At 53.8% G+C, this 17350-nt stretch carries 14 protein-coding genes; all 14 read left to right on the plus strand.

The genetic code is table 11. The features are described from left to right. The 14 genes from H8K47_RS09115 (at window position 1) to H8K47_RS09180 (ending at window position 17302) form a co-directional block, all read left to right on the plus strand. Window positions 1-2442 carry a DNA internalization-related competence protein ComEC/Rec2 gene (locus tag H8K47_RS09115; protein WP_186881099.1) on the plus strand — a complete coding sequence of 814 codons (2442 nt, stop codon included), beginning with the start codon at window positions 1-3 and terminating at the stop codon, window positions 2440-2442. Window positions 2443-2518: 76 nt separating this feature from the next. Beyond that, window positions 2519-3325 (plus strand): alpha/beta hydrolase, encoded by an 807-nt coding sequence (locus H8K47_RS09120; protein ID WP_186881100.1) that lies wholly within the window; start codon window positions 2519-2521, stop codon window positions 3323-3325. Further along, a complete protein-coding gene (locus H8K47_RS09125) occupies window positions 3322-4311 on the plus strand; it encodes a lipid A deacylase LpxR family protein (protein ID WP_186881101.1) in 990 nt (329 codons plus the stop codon). Before H8K47_RS09120 ends, H8K47_RS09125 begins: the two co-directional genes overlap by 4 nt. Before the next feature lie 269 nt (window positions 4312-4580). Then, window positions 4581-6209 carry a CTP synthase gene (locus tag H8K47_RS09130; protein WP_186881102.1) on the plus strand — a complete coding sequence of 543 codons (1629 nt, stop codon included), beginning with the start codon at window positions 4581-4583 and terminating at the stop codon, window positions 6207-6209. A 10-nt stretch (window positions 6210-6219) separates the two neighbouring features. Further along, entirely contained in the window at window positions 6220-7074 is an 855-nt protein-coding gene (gene kdsA, locus H8K47_RS09135; RefSeq protein WP_186881103.1) for a 3-deoxy-8-phosphooctulonate synthase, read from the plus strand. 186 nt (window positions 7075-7260) lie between these two features. Then, entirely contained in the window at window positions 7261-8544 is a 1284-nt protein-coding gene (gene eno / locus H8K47_RS09140; RefSeq protein WP_186881104.1) for a phosphopyruvate hydratase, read from the plus strand. Window positions 8545-8692: 148 nt separating this feature from the next. Beyond that, on the plus strand, window positions 8693-9070 hold the full coding sequence (gene ftsB, locus H8K47_RS09145; RefSeq protein WP_186881105.1) for a cell division protein FtsB: 378 nt from the start codon (window positions 8693-8695) through the stop codon (window positions 9068-9070). 171 nt (window positions 9071-9241) lie between these two features. Next, complete coding sequence (locus H8K47_RS09150) at window positions 9242-10915, plus strand: benzoate-CoA ligase family protein (RefSeq protein WP_186881106.1); 1674 nt, start codon at window positions 9242-9244, stop codon at window positions 10913-10915. Window positions 10916-10927: 12 nt separating this feature from the next. After that, a complete protein-coding gene (locus H8K47_RS09155) occupies window positions 10928-13288 on the plus strand; it encodes a bifunctional salicylyl-CoA 5-hydroxylase/oxidoreductase (protein ID WP_186881107.1) in 2361 nt (786 codons plus the stop codon). Further along, window positions 13285-14088 carry an SDR family NAD(P)-dependent oxidoreductase gene (locus H8K47_RS09160; protein ID WP_186881108.1) on the plus strand — a complete coding sequence of 268 codons (804 nt, stop codon included), beginning with the start codon at window positions 13285-13287 and terminating at the stop codon, window positions 14086-14088. Before H8K47_RS09155 ends, H8K47_RS09160 begins: the two co-directional genes overlap by 4 nt. A 135-nt stretch (window positions 14089-14223) precedes the next feature. Then, on the plus strand, window positions 14224-14706 hold the full coding sequence (locus H8K47_RS09165; protein WP_186881109.1) for a MarR family winged helix-turn-helix transcriptional regulator: 483 nt from the start codon (window positions 14224-14226) through the stop codon (window positions 14704-14706). A gap of 97 nt (window positions 14707-14803) precedes the next feature. Beyond that, the gene (locus tag H8K47_RS09170) at window positions 14804-15658 is read left to right on the plus strand and encodes an enoyl-CoA hydratase family protein (protein WP_186881110.1); all 855 of its coding nucleotides are present in this window, start codon (window positions 14804-14806) and stop codon (window positions 15656-15658) included. Between the two features lie 4 nt (window positions 15659-15662). Next, complete coding sequence (locus tag H8K47_RS09175; RefSeq protein ID WP_186881111.1) at window positions 15663-16910, plus strand: acyl-CoA dehydrogenase family protein; 1248 nt, start codon at window positions 15663-15665, stop codon at window positions 16908-16910. After that, complete coding sequence (locus H8K47_RS09180; protein WP_186881112.1) at window positions 16910-17302, plus strand: RidA family protein; 393 nt, start codon at window positions 16910-16912, stop codon at window positions 17300-17302. The genes H8K47_RS09175 and H8K47_RS09180 overlap by 1 nt, the downstream gene beginning before the upstream one ends. Window positions 17303-17350: the final 48 nt, after the last annotated feature.

Here is a 17350-nt window from a genome sequence, read left to right on the forward strand (position 1 = left end):
ATGCGCAGCGTTGCTATCGCACTGACGCTGGGTATCTTATGGCTGCAACAGCAAGCCAGTCTGCTGACAATAAGGACACTGATCGCTGTTGTTTTTGTTGTGGGTGGCTTATTGCTGTGTGTGTTCAAACTGCATTTGCCTTATGTGCGCAGAGCGGCTGCATTGCTGGCCGCTGCGCTGATCGGCATAGCCTGGGCTGACTGGCGCGCAGAGCTAGCTTTGCAAACTGCTTTACCTGCGACGCTGGAAGGGCGCGATTTACTGGTGACTGGGGTGATCGCCAGCTTGCCAGGTGTGAATGTGAATGGCAGTAGCTTTCAACTCGACGTAGAAATGCTGAGCGAGTTTCAACCTGCGCAAACCGGCGCAGCGCAAGTTCCGCTGCCGGGTCTGCAGCAGCTTCCATCCCGTATCAGTTTATTCTGGCCAGCCAGAGCAGGTGAGGCACCACTTCTGCAAGCAGGTCAGCGCTGGCGCTTGCCGGTACATTTGAAGCGTCCGCATGGCAATCAGAATCCTGGCGGTTTTGACGCGGAATTATGGATGCTGGAGCAGGGCGTGCGTGCCACTGGCAGCGTGCAAACCGCACAGTCAGCGGCAATTCAACCGCTACAGGACTTTGTGCCCGGTGTGCTGTATGCGATAGACCGTTGTCGCGGCTGGTTGCGCGAACGTATTCATGCTGCCTTGCCTGGCAAGCCTTATGCGGCAGTCGTGGTGGCGCTGGTGATCGGTGATCAGCGTGAAATCCGCCAGGTGGAATGGACTATTTTTCAGCGTTCCGGTATCGGGCATCTGATCAGTATTTCTGGTCTGCACATCACCATGCTGGCGGGATTTTTTGCGCTCTTGATGGGCGCATTGTGGCGGCGTTCATTCTTTATATTTCATGCGCGGCCTTTGCCATTAAGGCTGCCCGTGCAAAAAGTGATGGCGGTAACGGCTGCGGTGGTTGCTGTGCTGTATGTGGCATTGGCGGGATTTGGTGTGCCTGCGCAAAGAACGATGTACATGCTGCTCACGGTGGCGGTAGCGATCTGGACCGGGCGTTTTAATCAGTTTTCATCGGTACTCGCACTGGCGCTGTGCGTGGTGTTGGTGATTGATCCCTGGGCATTGATGTGGCCGGGATTTTGGTTGTCGTTTGTGGCGGTTGCCGTGATTCTGTATGTGGCCAGAGATGAGGTCGCTGGCAGCCTCGATGCAGGCAGTAGCTGGCGGGCGCGTTTGCACCGCAACTGGCATGCCGCGCTGCGCACCCAATATGGCATCACATTGGGTTTGCTGCCGTTAACGATGCTGCTGTTTGCGCAGATTTCGCTGATTAGTCCGCTCGCCAATGCGTTTGCGATTCCGCTGGTCAGTTTTCTGATTACCCCGCTGGTCTTGTTGGCTGTGTTTCTGCCTGCGCCTTTTTGTGGCTGGCTGCTGCATCTGGCCCACGCGGGTATTGCTCTGATGGCGGAGTTGCTGACCTGGCTCAGCGCGCCGGATTGGGTGATCTGGACTGCGCCGCAACCAGCATTGCCCTTATTCTTACTGGCGACAGCTGGGATGTTATGGCTATTGGGTCCGCGTGCCTTGCCTATGCGCTGGATGGGGCTGGTTTGCATCATTCCTGTGTTGTTGCCGGTGCAGTCGCCGGTATCTGAAGCGGCTTTTCGCGCTACGGTGCTGGATGTAGGGCAGGGCACTGCAGTGCTGATACAGACCCGGCAGCATACGCTGTTGTATGACACGGGTCCGGCTTACGGCCCGGACAGCGATGCCGGCAGCCGCGTGATTTTGCCTTTTTTACGGGCTCAGGGTATACGCAAACTGGATCGTATGCTGATTTCACATCAGGATAGCGATCACTCCGGTGGTGCTGTCAGCATACTCGCGCAAATGACGGTAGATGGGGTAATCAGTTCTTTGCCCGGTCAGCATGTGCTGCGCCAGTCTGCAAGTCCGCATAGCGTCTGCGTTGCGGGCCAATCCTGGCAATGGGATGGTGTCACATTTGAGATGCTGCAGCCGACTGCGGCCAGCTATGCAAGCGATAAATGGAAGCCCAACGCACGCAGCTGTACCCTGAAAATCTCAACGCCCCGATTATCGATGTTATTGCCAGGTGACGCCGAAGCGATACAGGAAGATGAGATGTTGCATATGCTGCCAGAGAAATTGCCCGCAACGGTTTTGCTGGCACCGCATCACGGCAGCGGCACTTCATCTACGGATGCATTTCTGCAGGCGGTGCATCCTGAGCTGATCGTAATTCAGTCCGGCTATCTGAATCGCTACCACCATCCCAAGCCGCTCGTATTGGAGCGTTACCAGGCATTTGGAATAAACCATCTAAGAACTGATGAGGCAGGTGCTATTGAGCTTGATTTTGAAGCATCATTGCATATTTCCGAATACAGAAAACAACATGCGCGTTACTGGTATGGACAATAGGCTCAAAAACAGGCTCAAAACATAAGTACAGCCAGCCGCAGGGACGCGCACAAACAGGAAGATAAAGGCAGGGGACATGCAAACACTGATTCATTTCGTACATGGTAATGGCTTCCCGTCCGGGACTTATCGTGTCTTTCTCGATCACTTGCGGCAGGAGTATGAAGTGCAGGTGACGGAGAAAATCGGCCATCAGGCGAATTACCCGGTCACTGACGGTTGGCCGCATCTTGTGCAGGAACTCATCGATACCCTGGAAAGCCGTTACCGGCAGCCCGTGATTTTGGTCGGGCATTCACTGGGTGGCTTGTTGTCGATGATGACTGCGCAGCAGCGGCCAGATCTGGTCAAGGCGGTGGTGGTGATCGATTCGCCTGTGGTGGCGGGCTGGCGGGCAATACTCTTGAGAGTCAGTAAATGGCTGGGCATCGATAAGAAGTTTTCTCCGGCAGCAGCGTCCGAAAACCGGCGCCATCTGTGGCCTGATCAGGAGGCTGCGTATCAGCATTATGCCGCCAAAGAGATTTTTGCGATCTGGCCGACTGAGGTGTTGCGGGATTATGTGCGCGCCGGTACCATGCCATGCGAACAAGGCGTGACGCTGAGTTTTGACCGCAACATTGAAACCGCGATTTATCGCACGCTGCCGCATACTTTGGGCAAGCTGTTGCGCAAGCGCCCGCAAGTCCCTGTAGGTTTTGTGGGTGGAAATGAATCGTTTGAATGCCGTCAGGCTGGGGATTACTATACCCGCCAATTAATGGGTAAGCATTATCAACTGATACAGGGTGGGCATCTGATTCCTATGGAGGCGCCGGCACAAACCGCGGCGGCGGTACTGGCGATGTTGAATGCGATGCACAGTGAAGAAAGAGGTCTATGAGTAAAGCTAAGCAAAACGAACAACGCGGGCTGAATAAAACACAGAGCCATATTAAACAGCTGACCGCATTGGCGCTGGCGGCCTTGGCACCGCTGGCGGTGCAGGCGCAAGTGCTGGCGGATGCGCCAGACTGGCAGGAAATGCAGCAGGTAGTACGTAATGGTAAGCAGCAACTGCAGCTGAATATAGAAAATGACAGCCTGTTGCTGAACCGCGATGACCGCTTTTATACCAGTGGCATTCATTTTCAGCAGTCGTTTGCTGTGGCAGATCAGTTGCTTCAGACTGAGTATGGCTGGCGACTTGGACAGGATTTGTATACCGCTTCTGATATCAAACTCAAGCCTGAGCAAATTCCTGTACCGGATCATCCTTATGCGGGTTGGCTGTATGGCGGCTTTTTCAAGACCAGTGCCTATGCTACGGGTCGCAGTATCAGTTATGGCTTGGATATCGGTTGTCTGGGGCCTTGTGCCGGGGGTAAATGGACGCAGGAGCAACTGCATCATGTGATTAAACAGCCTCAACCGCAAGGCTGGAGTACTCAGTTGAAGAATGAATTCGGGCTGATGCTGCATGCGGCTTACGCACCGGGCCGTATGCTGCCGTGGTCAGGCATGGATCTGACACCGGCTGTGAAGGGGCGCTTTGGCAATATCATGACGGACGTGTCAGCTCAGTTGGAGTGGCGGGTCGGGCAGTTGAATTTGCTGCCAGCGCAGGATGCCAGCTATGGCTTTGCACGTATCGAGCCTAAGTACACGGCTTACAATGCGACCGTGCAGGGTGGCTACTTTGCCCATCAGGCGAATGCGCTGCATGTTAAGCGTTGGGGTGGAGAGCTGGAGCTGGGTTATCGCTGGCAAAAAAACGGTTCTGGCTTACTGGTTTCGCTGGTGCGTCGTGCCAATGAGATAGAAGAGATTTCCAATGCTTACGGCGCGCAGAATTTTGTGAAGTTGCAATTTAGTTATGCTGTGAAGTGAGCTGTAAAGTGAGCTGAAAAGCAGGTTGAACAAAAGCGTAAGCAGAAACTTAATTAAGGTTTAAACATAGATCTGAATAGTCAGCGTTGTTATTCAGCGCTGGCTGCGTTTTGGGGCTTAATTGCCGGGAGCCAGACCGGGCTTGCATCAGTAGCGTATCCTGGGATGGGTGAATAAAAAAGTGGCAGGATGTATGCGGGACTCGTCACCTTGAACAAGAGTGATGTATAATTCGAATTTCCCGCTTGTGCCATCGGGCACCTTCTGCAATGACAAAGTTCGTATTCGTTACGGGGGGCGTAGTCTCCTCACTAGGCAAAGGCATTGCTGCCGCCTCTCTCGCCGCTATTCTTGAATCCCGCGGTCTCAAAGTCACTATGCTCAAACTCGATCCCTATATCAATGTGGATCCGGGTACCATGAGCCCTTTCCAGCATGGCGAAGTGTTTGTTACCGATGACGGTGCAGAGACTGATCTGGATTTGGGTCACTATGAGCGTTTCATCAGCTCCAAGATGAAAAAAGTGAATAACTTCACCACCGGTCAGATCTACGAATCCGTCATTCGCAAAGAGCGTCGTGGCGAATATCTGGGTAAGACAGTGCAGGTTATTCCGCACATCACCAATGAAATTCAGGAATTCATCCACCGTGGTGCGGCTGGTGCCGATGTGGCGCTGGTTGAAATCGGTGGTACTGTCGGTGATATCGAGTCTCTGCCCTTCCTCGAAGCAGCACGTCAGCTCAGTCTGCGTGCAGGCCGCAATGCGGCAGCTTTCGTGCATCTGACGCTGGTACCTTATGTTGCAGCGGCTGGCGAACTGAAAACCAAGCCTACCCAGCACAGCGTACAAAAGCTGCGCGAAATCGGTATTTTCCCGGATGCGTTGCTGTGCCGCGCTGATCGTCGTATTCCGGATGATGAACGCGCTAAAATTTCCCTGTTTGCGAACATTCCTGAAGAAGGCGTGATCTCGGTTTGGGATGCAGACACCATCTATAAAATTCCTCAGATGCTGCATGATCAGGGTCTGGATAAGATCGTGTGCGACGCGCTGGGACTCAATCCTAAGCCAGCCGATCTGTCTATGTGGGACAAGCTGATTTTTGCTCTGGAAAATCCTAAGGCAGAAGTCACTATCGGTATGGTCGGTAAATATGTCGATCTGACCGAATCCTACAAATCCCTGACCGAGGCGTTGCGCCATGCCGGTATCCATACTGAAAGCCGCGTGAATATCGAATACGTGGATTCAGAAGAAATAGAAGCGCACGGCACTAAATCGCTGGAGAAATACGACGCGATCCTGGTACCGGGTGGATTTGGTAAGCGCGGTGTGGAAGGTAAAATCCTGGCTGCCCGTTTTGCACGTGAGCACAAAGTGCCTTACCTTGGTATCTGCCTCGGTATGCAAGTGGCGCTGATTGAATACGCACGTAATATGGCCGGCCTGAAAATGGCGAATTCCACAGAATTCGATCCTGAAACAGAACAGCCAGTGGTTGCGCTGATCGATGAATGGCAAAACGCCGACGGTAAAGTCGAAAAACGTGATGAGAATTCTGATCTGGGCGGCACTATGCGCCTGGGCGCGCAGACTTGCGCCATCAAGCCGGATACGCTGGCAGCAGAAATCTATGGCACGGTTGTGACTGAACGTCACCGTCACCGCTACGAAGCAAACAATCATTACCTGGAACGCATAGAAGCTGCCGGTCTGGTGGTGTCTTCCCGCACTTCCTCCGAAGATCTGTGCGAGATCATGGAATTGCCACGTGATGTACATCCTTTCTACATTGGCGTGCAATACCATCCTGAGTTCAAATCCACGCCACGTGATGGACATCCGCTGTTCATCGCATTTGCAAAAGCGGCGTTAGCCCATAAAAAGGCATAAGGAATTAAGCATGAAATTATGTGGATATGATGTCGGTCTGGATCAGCCATTTTTTCTGATCGCGGGTCCTTGCGTAATCGAATCGGAACAAATGGCGCTCGATACTGCAGGCATCCTGCGTGATATGACCAAGGAACTTGGTATTCCTTTCATTTACAAATCCTCCTTCGATAAGGCGAACCGTTCTTCCGGGTCTTCTTTCCGTGGTCTGGGGATGGAAAAAGGGCTGGAAATACTCGCCAAAGTCAAACGCGAAATCGGCGTGCCGGTACTGACGGATATCCACTCCATTGAAGAGATCAAGCCGGTTGCGGCAGTGGTTGACGTGTTGCAGACGCCGGCTTTCCTGTCCCGTCAGACTGACTTTATCGAGGCCTGTGGCCGTGCCGGTAAGCCGGTCAATATCAAAAAAGGCCAGTTCCTAGCGCCGCATGACATGGTTAATGTGATTGCCAAGGCACGCGCCGCAGCGCGTGCAGCAGGTCTGAATGAAGATAATTTCATGGCTTGTGAGCGTGGTGCTTCATTTGGTTACGGTAATCTGGTTTCCGATATGCGCTCACTGGCAATCATGCGTGAGACTAATTGCCCGGTCGTGTTTGATGCGACCCATTCCGTGCAATTGCCGGGTGGGCAGGGTACTTCCTCGGGTGGCGAGCGCCAGTTCGTACCTGTGCTGGCACGCGCCGCAGTCGCGGTTGGTGTGGCTGGTCTGTTCATGGAGACCCATCCTGATCCGGCCAAGGCTTTGTGTGATGGTCCGAATGCCGTACCGCTGAACCGCATGAAAGAGTTGCTGTCCACACTGACGGATCTCGATCGTATCGTCAAGAAGAATGGATTCCTCGAATCCAGTTTTGCTTAATCATTGATGGGTGACACTCGCTGCTGTCGCTGATCATTGCGGCAGAAGTGAGATGGTCGTCTTGCTCCTGCTGCGTTAGTCTCCTGATGGCTTGCCTGTGACCGGCTGGCTGTGAATCTCAAGACCGCAATCCCGGATGCAAAACTTTTTATTTTGTACGCAATTTTGATCGTTTAGGAGATATAAATGAGTGCTATCGTTGACATTATCGGTCGTGAAGTGATTGATTCACGCGGTAACCCAACCGTGGAATGTGACGTTTTGCTGGAATCCGGCGTCATGGGCCGTGCTGCTGTTCCTTCCGGTGCATCGACCGGTTCCCGTGAAGCTATTGAATTGCGTGATGGCGACAAATCCCGCTATTTGGGCAAGGGCGTACTGAAAGCCTGCGAAAACATCAACACAGAAATCGCAGAAGCGATCATGGGTCTGGATGCGAATGAACAGGCTTTCCTGGACCGTACCCTGATTGATCTGGATGGCACAGAAAACAAAGGCCGTCTGGGCGCGAATGCGATGTTGGCAGTTTCTATGGCGGTTGCTAAAGCAGCAGCGGAAGAAGCTGGCCTGCCACTGTACCGTTACTTCGGCGGCTCAGGCGCAATGCAATTGCCTGTGCCTATGATGAACGTGATCAACGGCGGTGCACATGCTGATAACAATCTGGATATCCAGGAATTCATGATTATCCCGGTTGGCGCGCCATCCTTCCGTGAAGCAGTCCGTTACGGCGCTGAAGTCTTCCACGCACTCAAAAAAATCCTGCACGACAAAGGCCTGACCACTGCAGTTGGCGATGAAGGCGGTTTTGCTCCTTCCGTCGATAACCACGAATCCGCGATCAAACTGATCATTCAGGCGATCGAAGCGGCTGGTTACGAGCCAGGCACACAGATCGCTCTGGGTCTGGATTGCGCGGCATCTGAATTCTACAAAGACGGCAAATACCACCTCGAAGGTGAAGGCCTGACTTTGTCCTCCACCGATTTCACTAACCTGCTGGCGACCTGGGTCGACAAATATCCTATCATCTCGATTGAAGATGCGATGGCAGAAGGTGACTGGGATGGCTGGAAAATTCTGACTGAAAAACTGGGCAAAAAAGTACAGTTAGTCGGTGACGATCTGTTCGTGACCAACACCAAGATCCTGAAAGAAGGCATACAAAAAGATATCGCCAATTCTATCCTGATCAAAATCAACCAGATCGGTACTCTGACTGAAACTTTTGCTGCGATAGAAATGGCCAAGCGCGCTGGTTACACCGCTGTGATTTCGCATCGTTCCGGTGAAACAGAAGACAGCACCATCGCTGATATCGCAGTTGGTATGAATGCGCTGCAGATCAAAACTGGTTCTATGTCCCGTTCTGACCGTATGGCAAAATACAACCAGTTGTTGCGCATCGAAGAAGATCTGGGTGAAGTGGCGAGCTATCCAGGCCGTGACGCATTTTACAACCTGAAGTAATCTGCTATAGTCGGTCAATTCGTAGTCAGACAGTCAGTTGTTGTTTATTGGTGATACAGTGAAGTCGTGCCCCAATACTGGCAACTGCTGTACCTGACTATAGGGGAACCAGGTTCCCCTTTTTTCTGTTTATTGTTAGTGAGTTGCTGTGCGTCTGATTGCAGTCGTTTTTTTGTTATTGCTGGCCGCCATACAGTACCCGCTTTGGCTGGGTAAAGGTGGCTGGTTGCGTGTATGGGAGCTGGAACGTCAGCTGACCCAGGCACAGGGCCGCAATGACAAATTGAAGGAGCGCAACAGCAAGCTGGAATCTGAAGTCATGGACCTCAAAACCGGTACCGATTCCGTCGAGGAGCGGGCGCGTTTTGAGTTGGGCATGATACGTAAAGATGAAATTTTTATTCAGGTGCTGGATCCGAACAGCACTTTGCCAGCACCCGCCACACCGGCTGCGCCTGCGGTATCGGCTAAAGCAGCGACGCCAGCCAAAATGCCAGCAACAACGCCGGCCAGGAAAAGCCGCTGATTGTTCTTCACAGTCCCCCTCCGCTAAGCTAGTGCACCTGCCTGATTCCGCCTCAACTGTTGTTCCTCTGTTCCATTCATAAGAAAAAAACGCTTTACCTGAATTTATTTTAGGTTTAAAGTAATTTAACTGTGTATTTTATGCAGCACATCTTTGAATGATGGAGGGGCTATGGCAGATATCAGTGCACACCAGGCATTACATCAAACTGCGCATCTGGATACATTTACGCATGCGCATTTACCACCTGCTGAGCTTTGGCCTGAGCGCAATTTCGCTCTGCCTGAACTGCAATACCCGGAACAATTCAACTGTGTCGATGCTTTTTTAGACAAGGCTCTCGATACACAGTTTGCCAACAAGCCCGCCATCCTGAGTACAGAATTGCGATGGACTTACGCAGAATTGCTGACCCAGGTGAATCGCATTGCGCATGTGCTGACCCAGGAACTGGGCGTACTGCCAGGCAATCGTGTGTTATTGCGCGGTACTAACCATGCGATGCTGGCTGCGAGTTTTTTGGCAGTGCTGAAAGTTGGCGCGGTTGCCGTACCGACCATGCCTTTGCTGCGTGCTAAAGAGCTGGGTGTGATGATAGATAAAGCGCGTATCAGCCATGCGATTTGTGATTTCCATCTGAAAGCTGAGATGGAAGAGGCGCAGGCTATGCACCCAGAATTACGTCAGCTGATTTTTTATCGTGGCGGCGAACATAGTCTCGAAAGCCGTATGGCAACGATGCCTGCGGAATTCACCAGCTTTGCCAGCTATGCCGATGATGTGTGCCTGATCGGTTTCACCTCGGGGACCACCGGCACGCCTAAGGCCACCATGCATTTTCATCGCGATATGCTGGCTATTTGTGATTGCTTCCCGCGCTCAGTGTTAAACGTCAGGGAAAGCGATATTTTTATCGGTACGCCGCCGCTGGCATTTACCTTTGGGCTGGGTGGCTTGCTCTTATTCCCTTTGCGTTACGGCGCAACTACGGTGCTGTCAGAAAAACTGACACCGGAGACCTTGCTGCAAGCGATCATGCGTTATCAGGCCACGGTCTGTTTTACTGCACCGACTTTCTATCGTCAGATGGCGCTGCTGGCGAAAGATATGGATTTACGCTGTCTGCGCGAAACGGTATCGGCTGGCGAAATGCTGCCGATTTCCACACGTCAGGCATGGCAGGAGGCGACCGGATTGCGCATGATCGATGGCATCGGTGCGACCGAGATGCTGCATATTTTTATCTCCGCTGCCGGCGACGAGGTCAGGCCAGGTGCGACCGGTAAGCCTGTGCGCGGTTATCAGGCTTGTATATTGGACGCCGATGGGCAGGAAGTGCCGCCCGGTGTCGTCGGGCGGTTGGCAGTTAAAGGGCCGACTGGTTGTCGCTATCTGGCTGATGAGCGTCAGCGCAATTACGTGTATCAGGGTTGGAATCTGACTGGTGATGCCTATGAAATGGATGGCGATGGCTATTTTTATTATCGGGCCCGCACCGACGATATGATCATTTCAGCCGGATATAACATCGCCGGCCCCGAAGTGGAGGATGCGATTTTGCTGCACCCGGCTGTGGCTGAATGTGCAGTCATCGGCGTTGCTGACGAGCAGCGCGGTCAACTGGTCAAAGCCTTTATCGTATTGCGCGCCGGACAGGAGGCGTCTGAGCAGCTGGTCAAGGCGATTCAGGAATTTGTCAAACAGTCGATCGCACCGTACAAATATCCGCGTGCCATCGAATTCCGCGCCAGCCTGCCACGTACCGAGACGGGTAAATTGCAGCGTTTCCGCCTGCGTGAAACACCCGCAACGATACTGTCTGCAGCGCTTCAATCAGGTCTGTGAAAGGATGAGAGCATGAATATTCTGTGTATAGGCGGTGGCCCGGCAGGTTTGTATTTCGCGCTGCTGATGAAAAAGCAAAGACCTGATGCCACGATTACGGTTGTGGAGCGCAATCAGCCTTACGACACCTTTGGCTGGGGCGTGGTATTTTCGGACCAGACTTTGGGTAATCTGGAGCAGGCGGATGCCAAGACCGCCGCGCAGATACTGGCAGCCTTTAATCACTGGGACGATATAGCTGTGCATTTCAAAGGCCAGTTGGTCAGCTCCGGTGGTCATGGGTTTTGCGGCATAGGTCGTCAGCGTCTGCTGAATATTTTGCAGCATCGCTGTGAAGAGCTCGGCGTACAGCTGGTGTTTAATCAGGACGTTGAGGACGAGCAGGCGCTGGCACTGCAGTATCAGCCTGACCTGATCATTGCGGCAGATGGTTTGAACAGCCGCCTGCGCAGTAAATATGCAGACGTTTTTCGCCCTGATATTGATACCCGGCGTTGTCGTTTTGTCTGGCTGGGTACTAAGCAACGTTTTCCGGCTTTTACTTTTGCGTTTGAAGAGACAGAGTTTGGCTGGTTTCAGGCCCATGCCTATCAATACGATGGTGAAACCTCGACCTTCATCGTGGAGACGCCGGAAGAAGTCTGGCTGCGTGCCGGGTTGGATCAGATGAGCCAGGAGCAGGCGATACAATTCTGCGAAAAGCTTTTTGCGCGCTATTTAGATGGCCATGCACTGATGTCGAATGCGCGCCATTTGCGTGGTTCTGCCAACTGGATCAAATTTCCACGCATCTTGTGTCAGCGCTGGGTACATCATTTGCAGATCGCACAAAAACGCGTACCGCTGGTATTGATGGGGGACGCTGCCCATACCGCGCATTTCTCTATCGGCTCCGGCACCAAACTGGCGCTGGAAGACGCGATAGAACTGGCGCAGAGCTTTGCAGCACAAGACAATGCGGATCTGGAATCGGTGCTGACTCAGTATGAAAGCAAGCGCTCGGTGGAAGTGTTGAAGATACAAAGTGCCGCGCGCAATTCCATGGAATGGTTTGAAAGCGTGAGCCGCTATTCGCAACTGCAAGTACCACAATTTGCGTATTCCATGCTGACCCGCAGCCAGCGCCTGTCGCATGAAAACCTGCGTCTGCGCGACCCTGCCTATATCGCTGGACTTGAGCAGGATCTGGCGCAGCAAGCTTTTGCGGCTGCGGGTCTGCCTCTGCCGCAGACTGAGCGGCCAGTGCCGCCTATGCTGACGCCTTTCCGCTTACGTGAACTGGTACTGCCTAACCGCATCGTGGTATCGCCGATGGCGCAGTATTCGGCGCAGGACGGTGTGGTCGGAGATTACCATTTGGTGCATTTGGGTAGCCGCGCGATGGGCGGTGCCGGACTGGTGATGGCAGAGATGACTTGCGTGTCGGCTGATGCGCGTATCACGCCAGCTTGCCCGGGGCTGTATGAGGATGCGCACATCGCTGCATGGCAGCGTGTGGTTGATTTCGTACATACACGGAGTAGCGCAAAGATCGGTGTGCAGCTTGGTCACGCCGGAGCCAAAGGTGCGACCCGGGTCGCCTGGGAAGGTATCGATCAGCCGCTGACCGAGGGCGGCTGGCCTTTGATCTCGGCATCAGAGCAGCAGTATCTGCCTGGCGTATCAGCCCTCGCGACGGCAGCGACGGCAGCGCAGTTACAGCAGGTCTTAAACGACTTTGTTTCAGCCACCCGGCGTGCGGATGCAGCCGGATTTGACTGGCTGGAATTGCATTGCGCCCATGGCTATTTCTTATCCAGTTTTATTTCACCGCTGACCAATCAGCGCAGCGACCAGTATGGCGACAGCCTGGAGAATCGCTGTCGCTACCCGCTGGAGGTATTCGCTGCGATGCGCGCGGTCTGGCCGGAAGCAAAGCCGCTGTCAGTGCGTATCAGTGCGCATGACTGGGTGCAGGGTGGAATTACACCTGATGATGCGGTACAGATTGCCCGCTTGTTCAAAGCGGCAGGTGCCGACCTGATAGACTGTTCTTCCGGTCAGGTTAGTAAGGCAGAAAAACCCGTATTTGGCCGCATGTACCAAACCCCGTTTGCAGACCGCATACGTAATGAGGCCGGTATCGCTACCATGGCGGTTGGCGCCATTACAGAAGCGGATCACGCCAACAGCATCATCGCAGCCGGTCGTGCGGATTTGTGTGCGATAGGCCGTCCGCACCTCACCGACCCCGCCTGGACCTTGCATGAAGCTGCCAAAATGGGATTCCGTGATATTACCTGGCCGCGTCAGTATCTGGCTGGAAAAGCCCAGCTGGAGCGCAATTTGCAACGTGAGCGCGCCGCTGAAGCGCCGGAGGCCCGTATCGTATGAAGCCAGTTGAGGTATCCACCGCTGGCAGTCTGGCTGGCAAACATGCGCTGATTACTGGCGGCAGCCGTGGCATAGGCCGTGCCATCAGTCTGGCACTGGCGCAGGCTGGTGTACGTGTGACTATCGCTGCCAGAAATGATGCAGGCTTACGGCAATGTGCTTCGGATATTGCAACGCTGACCGGGCAAAATGTGTACACGGTGCAGATGGATGTGTGCAGTGCTGAATCGGTCGCAGCCGGTGTTGACGCTGCGGTCAACGCGCAGGGCGCTGTCGATATCCTCATTAATAATGCGGGTCAAGCTGCTTCAGCGCCTGTGCTGGGCACAGATCAACAGCTATGGCAAAACATGCTGGATGTGAATCTGAGCAGCGCCTTTCTGTGTAGCCAGCAAGTCTTACCCAGCATGATGGAGGGGGGCTGGGGACGTATCGTCAATATCGCCAGTACTGCTGGCTTGAAGGCGTATCCTTACGTCAGTGCCTATGTCGCAGCCAAGCATGGACTGATCGGCTATACCCGTGCAGTCGCGTTGGAAATCGCACGTTCCGGCGTCACGGTCAACGCGGTTTGTCCTGGCTTTACCGATACCGCAATCGTCGATGCGGCGATACACAATATCGTAGAGAAAACGGGCCGCAGCGCTGAGCAGGCGCGCGATAGTCTGGCACAACATAATCCGCAGCGTCGCCTGATCCAGCCCGAAGAAGTTGCGCGCTGCGTGCTGTGGTTGTGTGAGCCAGCTGCGTCAGCGATGACAGGGCAGTCTATCACCGTCGCCGGTGGTGAATGGATGTAACTACTGATGAAAAGCGTGAACTTGTGCTGAGCATTACGGTCTGTTCTGGATGGTGGTATGGTGACTGACCGTGAAGTTCAGTAAGCATAAAAAACGCAAATAAGCGTAAATAAGCTTCAGTGTAAAAGGATATCAATGAGTGAGAGTCAGCAAGCAGTGACCGATATAGAAACCCGGCTAACAGTGGACGATCATCAGTCCTTGCGTTTGTGGTTGCGTATGCTGTCCTGTAGTAACCGCATCGAAAACGAAATCCGCGTGCGGCTGCGCGCCGAATTTGGCATTACCTTGCCGCGCTTTGATTTAATGGCGCAGCTGGAGCGTTATCCCGATGGTCTGCGTATGGGGGAGTTGTCGCGCCGTATGATGGTCACTGGCGGCAATGTAACCGGCATTACCGATCAGCTGGAGCAGGAGGGTTTGGTGCAGCGTGTGATTGATACCAGTGACCGCCGCGCTTACAGCGTGCGCCTGACGCCTGCAGGACGCAAGGTGTTCAGCAAGATGGCCGCTGTGCATGAGGAATGGATCGCTGAATTACTGGGCGGTCTGCCTGCACCAGACAGGAGTCAGCTCTACACCTTGTTGTCACGCCTGAAGCAGCAACTGCCGTCCTGATCGTCAGGATAGTCATGAACGCAATACGATCACAACAAGATGGCGACATAAAGGCTGCACTTGAAACGCAGCAGCCTGGATTTTTAGAAGGATAAGCATGAAATATTTACCCGGCCATCCCCATCAGTTACCCGCAGGCCGTAGCCAGCTGGCGGATTATGAGGCTACGCATTTCTACTTTGAAGTGGCAGATCAGGTAGCAACCATCATTCTGAACCGGCCTGAACGCAAGAACCCGCTGACCTTTGAATCCTATGCTGAATTGCGCGATTTATTCCGTGCTCTGGCCTATGCCGATGACGTGAAAGCGGTGGTGCTGACAGGTGCAGGACATAATTTTTGTTCTGGCGGCGACGTGCATGAAATTATCGGACCGCTCACAGAATTAGATATGCCGGGCTTGCTGGCTTTTACACGCATGACTGGCGATCTGGTCAAAGCCATTCGTGCCTGCCCTCAACCTGTGATTGCTGCGGTAGACGGTGTTTGTGCGGGTGCAGGCGCGATACTCGCGATGTGTTCCGATATCCGTTTCTCTACCAGCCGTAGCAAGACCGCGTTTCTATTCACGCGTGTCGGGCTGGCCGGTTGTGATATGGGAGCCTGCTCCATCCTGCCACGTTTAATCGGCCAGGGGCGGGCCGCAGATTTATTGTATAGCGGTCGTGTGATGACAGCAGAAGAGGGCGAGCGCTGGGGCTTCTATAACCGGCTGGTGCCGGATGATGACTTGCTCATTGAGGCGCAAGGTTATGCGCGCATGCTGGCCAGTGGCCCTGCATTTGCGCACAGCATGACAAAAAACATGCTGCAGCAGGAATGGAATATGAGTATCGATCAGGCGATAGAAGCCGAAGCGCAGGCGCAGGCGATTTGCATGATGACCAATGACTTTCACCGCGCTTATCACGCCTTTGTCGCCAAACAAAAACCGGAATTCGAAGGGGATTGACGCTATGAGTCAAACGAACAGGACGACGCTGTTACAAGACAGCGCCTATCTGGAATGGCCATTTTTTGAAGCAAGGCATGGGCAATTGCAGCAATCATTGGATAGCTGGGCAGCGCAACACTTGCTGCATCCTGCGCATGAACCGGCGCAGGTGGGGGCCAGTTGTCGCGCATTGGTCAGCCAATTGGGGCAGGCAGGCTGGTTGCGGCATGCAGTCGGTGGCAGGCAATGGGGGGGGCTGCAGGATGTGATTGACACCCGTGCGATTTGCCTGATACGCGAAACCCTGGCCCGCCATGAAGGCCTGGCCGATTTCGCGTTTGCGATGCAAGGCCTGGGTTCCGGCGCGATCAGCCTGTTTGGCAGCGCAGAGCAACAGGCACGCTATCTGCCAGGCGTGGTCAGTGGTGCTGCGATTGCAGCGTTTGCCTTGTCTGAACCTGAGGCTGGCTCCGATGTCGCTGCCATGCAATGCAGTGCTGTGCCAGATGGTACAGACTACGTACTCAATGGTGAGAAAACCTGGATCTCGAATGGTGGCATCGCCGACTTTTACACCGTGTTCGTACGAACCGGAGAAGCGCCGGGCGCGCGTGGTATCAGTGCCTTTATCGTCGATGCCGATACGCCGGGTTTTTCTGTCGTTGAACAGATTGATGTGATCGCGCCGCATCCGCTGGCACGCATCCGTTTTGAGAATTGCCGCATCCCAGCCAGTCAGCGCATAGCTGAAGCCGGGCAGGGTTTTAAAGTCGCGATGGCCACGCTGGATGTATTCCGCACTTCAGTGGCGGCGGCTGCTCTGGGTTTTGCACGCTGCGCACTGCAGGAAGCCCTGCAACGCAGCACCACTCGTAAGATGTTTGGCCAGACCCTGGCAGACTTTCAGCTTACGCAAGCCAAACTGGCGCAGATGGCGATGGCGATAGACAGTTCCGCCTTGTTAATTTACCGCGCTGCATGGCAACGTGATCAGGGTAAGAAAGTGACCAAAGAAGCCGCGATGGCAAAGTATGTCGCCACTGAATCGGCGCAGCAGGTCATCGATATGGCAGTGCAGATGTTTGGCGGCATGGGTGTGGTCAGTCAGGTTAAGGTAGAAAGCCTGTACCGTGAAATCCGCGCGCTGCGCATTTACGAAGGTGCGAGCGAAGTGCAGCAACTGATTATTGCACGCGAAATGCTCAAAGAATTCAGTGCTGCGCAGTCAGTGCAGCAACAGCAGGAACAACAAACAAGGCAGGAGGCATAATGGAAATACTGCAACCACCGGATTGGGCCAGACCTCGCGGTTATGCCAATGGCATTGCTGCCAGCGGCAGATTGGTTTTTGTGAGTGGCATGATAGGCTGGGATGGGCAGGGCGTCTTCCATACCGATGATTTTGCGGGACAGGTCAGACAGACCTTGGCCAATATCGTCGCCGTGCTGGCAGAGGCCAAGGCTCGCCCAGAACATATCGTCCGCATGACCTGGTATGTAGTCGACAAAGCGGAATATGTGGCGGCTTATAAAGATATCGGTGTGGTGTATCGCGAATTGATCGGCAGTCATTTTCCTGCCATGACCGCGGTACAGGTAGCAGCCTTAATCGAAGACCGCGCCAAAGTCGAAATCGAAGTCACCGCCGTGGTTCCCGAATAAATTCTGGCATTCGGGGCTGAAATCCATCAGATATCCGTCACTTATCGC

The sequence above is a fragment of the Cognatundibacterium rugosum genome, from assembly GCF_014284365.1.
GTDB classification, from domain to species: domain Bacteria; phylum Pseudomonadota; class Gammaproteobacteria; order Burkholderiales; family Burkholderiaceae_D; genus Undibacterium; species Undibacterium rugosum.

What these genes read in the sequence shown, in the direction of transcription:
- H8K47_RS09115 (WP_186881099.1), top strand. Translation starts at nt 1, where the DNA reads ATGCGCAGCGTTGCTATCGCACTGACGCTGGGTATCTTATGGCTGCAA.
- H8K47_RS09120 (WP_186881100.1), top strand. Translation starts at nt 2,519, where the DNA reads ATGCAAACACTGATTCATTTCGTACATGGTAATGGCTTCCCGTCCGGG.
- H8K47_RS09125 (WP_186881101.1), top strand. Translation starts at nt 3,322, where the DNA reads ATGAGTAAAGCTAAGCAAAACGAACAACGCGGGCTGAATAAAACACAG.
- H8K47_RS09130 (WP_186881102.1), top strand. Translation starts at nt 4,581, where the DNA reads ATGACAAAGTTCGTATTCGTTACGGGGGGCGTAGTCTCCTCACTAGGC.
- kdsA (WP_186881103.1), top strand. Translation starts at nt 6,220, where the DNA reads ATGAAATTATGTGGATATGATGTCGGTCTGGATCAGCCATTTTTTCTG.
- eno (WP_186881104.1), top strand. Translation starts at nt 7,261, where the DNA reads ATGAGTGCTATCGTTGACATTATCGGTCGTGAAGTGATTGATTCACGC.
- H8K47_RS09150 (WP_186881106.1), top strand. Translation starts at nt 9,242, where the DNA reads ATGGCAGATATCAGTGCACACCAGGCATTACATCAAACTGCGCATCTG.
- H8K47_RS09155 (WP_186881107.1), top strand. Translation starts at nt 10,928, where the DNA reads ATGAATATTCTGTGTATAGGCGGTGGCCCGGCAGGTTTGTATTTCGCG.
- H8K47_RS09160 (WP_186881108.1), top strand. Translation starts at nt 13,285, where the DNA reads ATGAAGCCAGTTGAGGTATCCACCGCTGGCAGTCTGGCTGGCAAACAT.
- H8K47_RS09165 (WP_186881109.1), top strand. Translation starts at nt 14,224, where the DNA reads ATGAGTGAGAGTCAGCAAGCAGTGACCGATATAGAAACCCGGCTAACA.
- H8K47_RS09170 (WP_186881110.1), top strand. Translation starts at nt 14,804, where the DNA reads ATGAAATATTTACCCGGCCATCCCCATCAGTTACCCGCAGGCCGTAGC.
- H8K47_RS09175 (WP_186881111.1), top strand. Translation starts at nt 15,663, where the DNA reads ATGAGTCAAACGAACAGGACGACGCTGTTACAAGACAGCGCCTATCTG.
- H8K47_RS09180 (WP_186881112.1), top strand. Translation starts at nt 16,910, where the DNA reads ATGGAAATACTGCAACCACCGGATTGGGCCAGACCTCGCGGTTATGCC.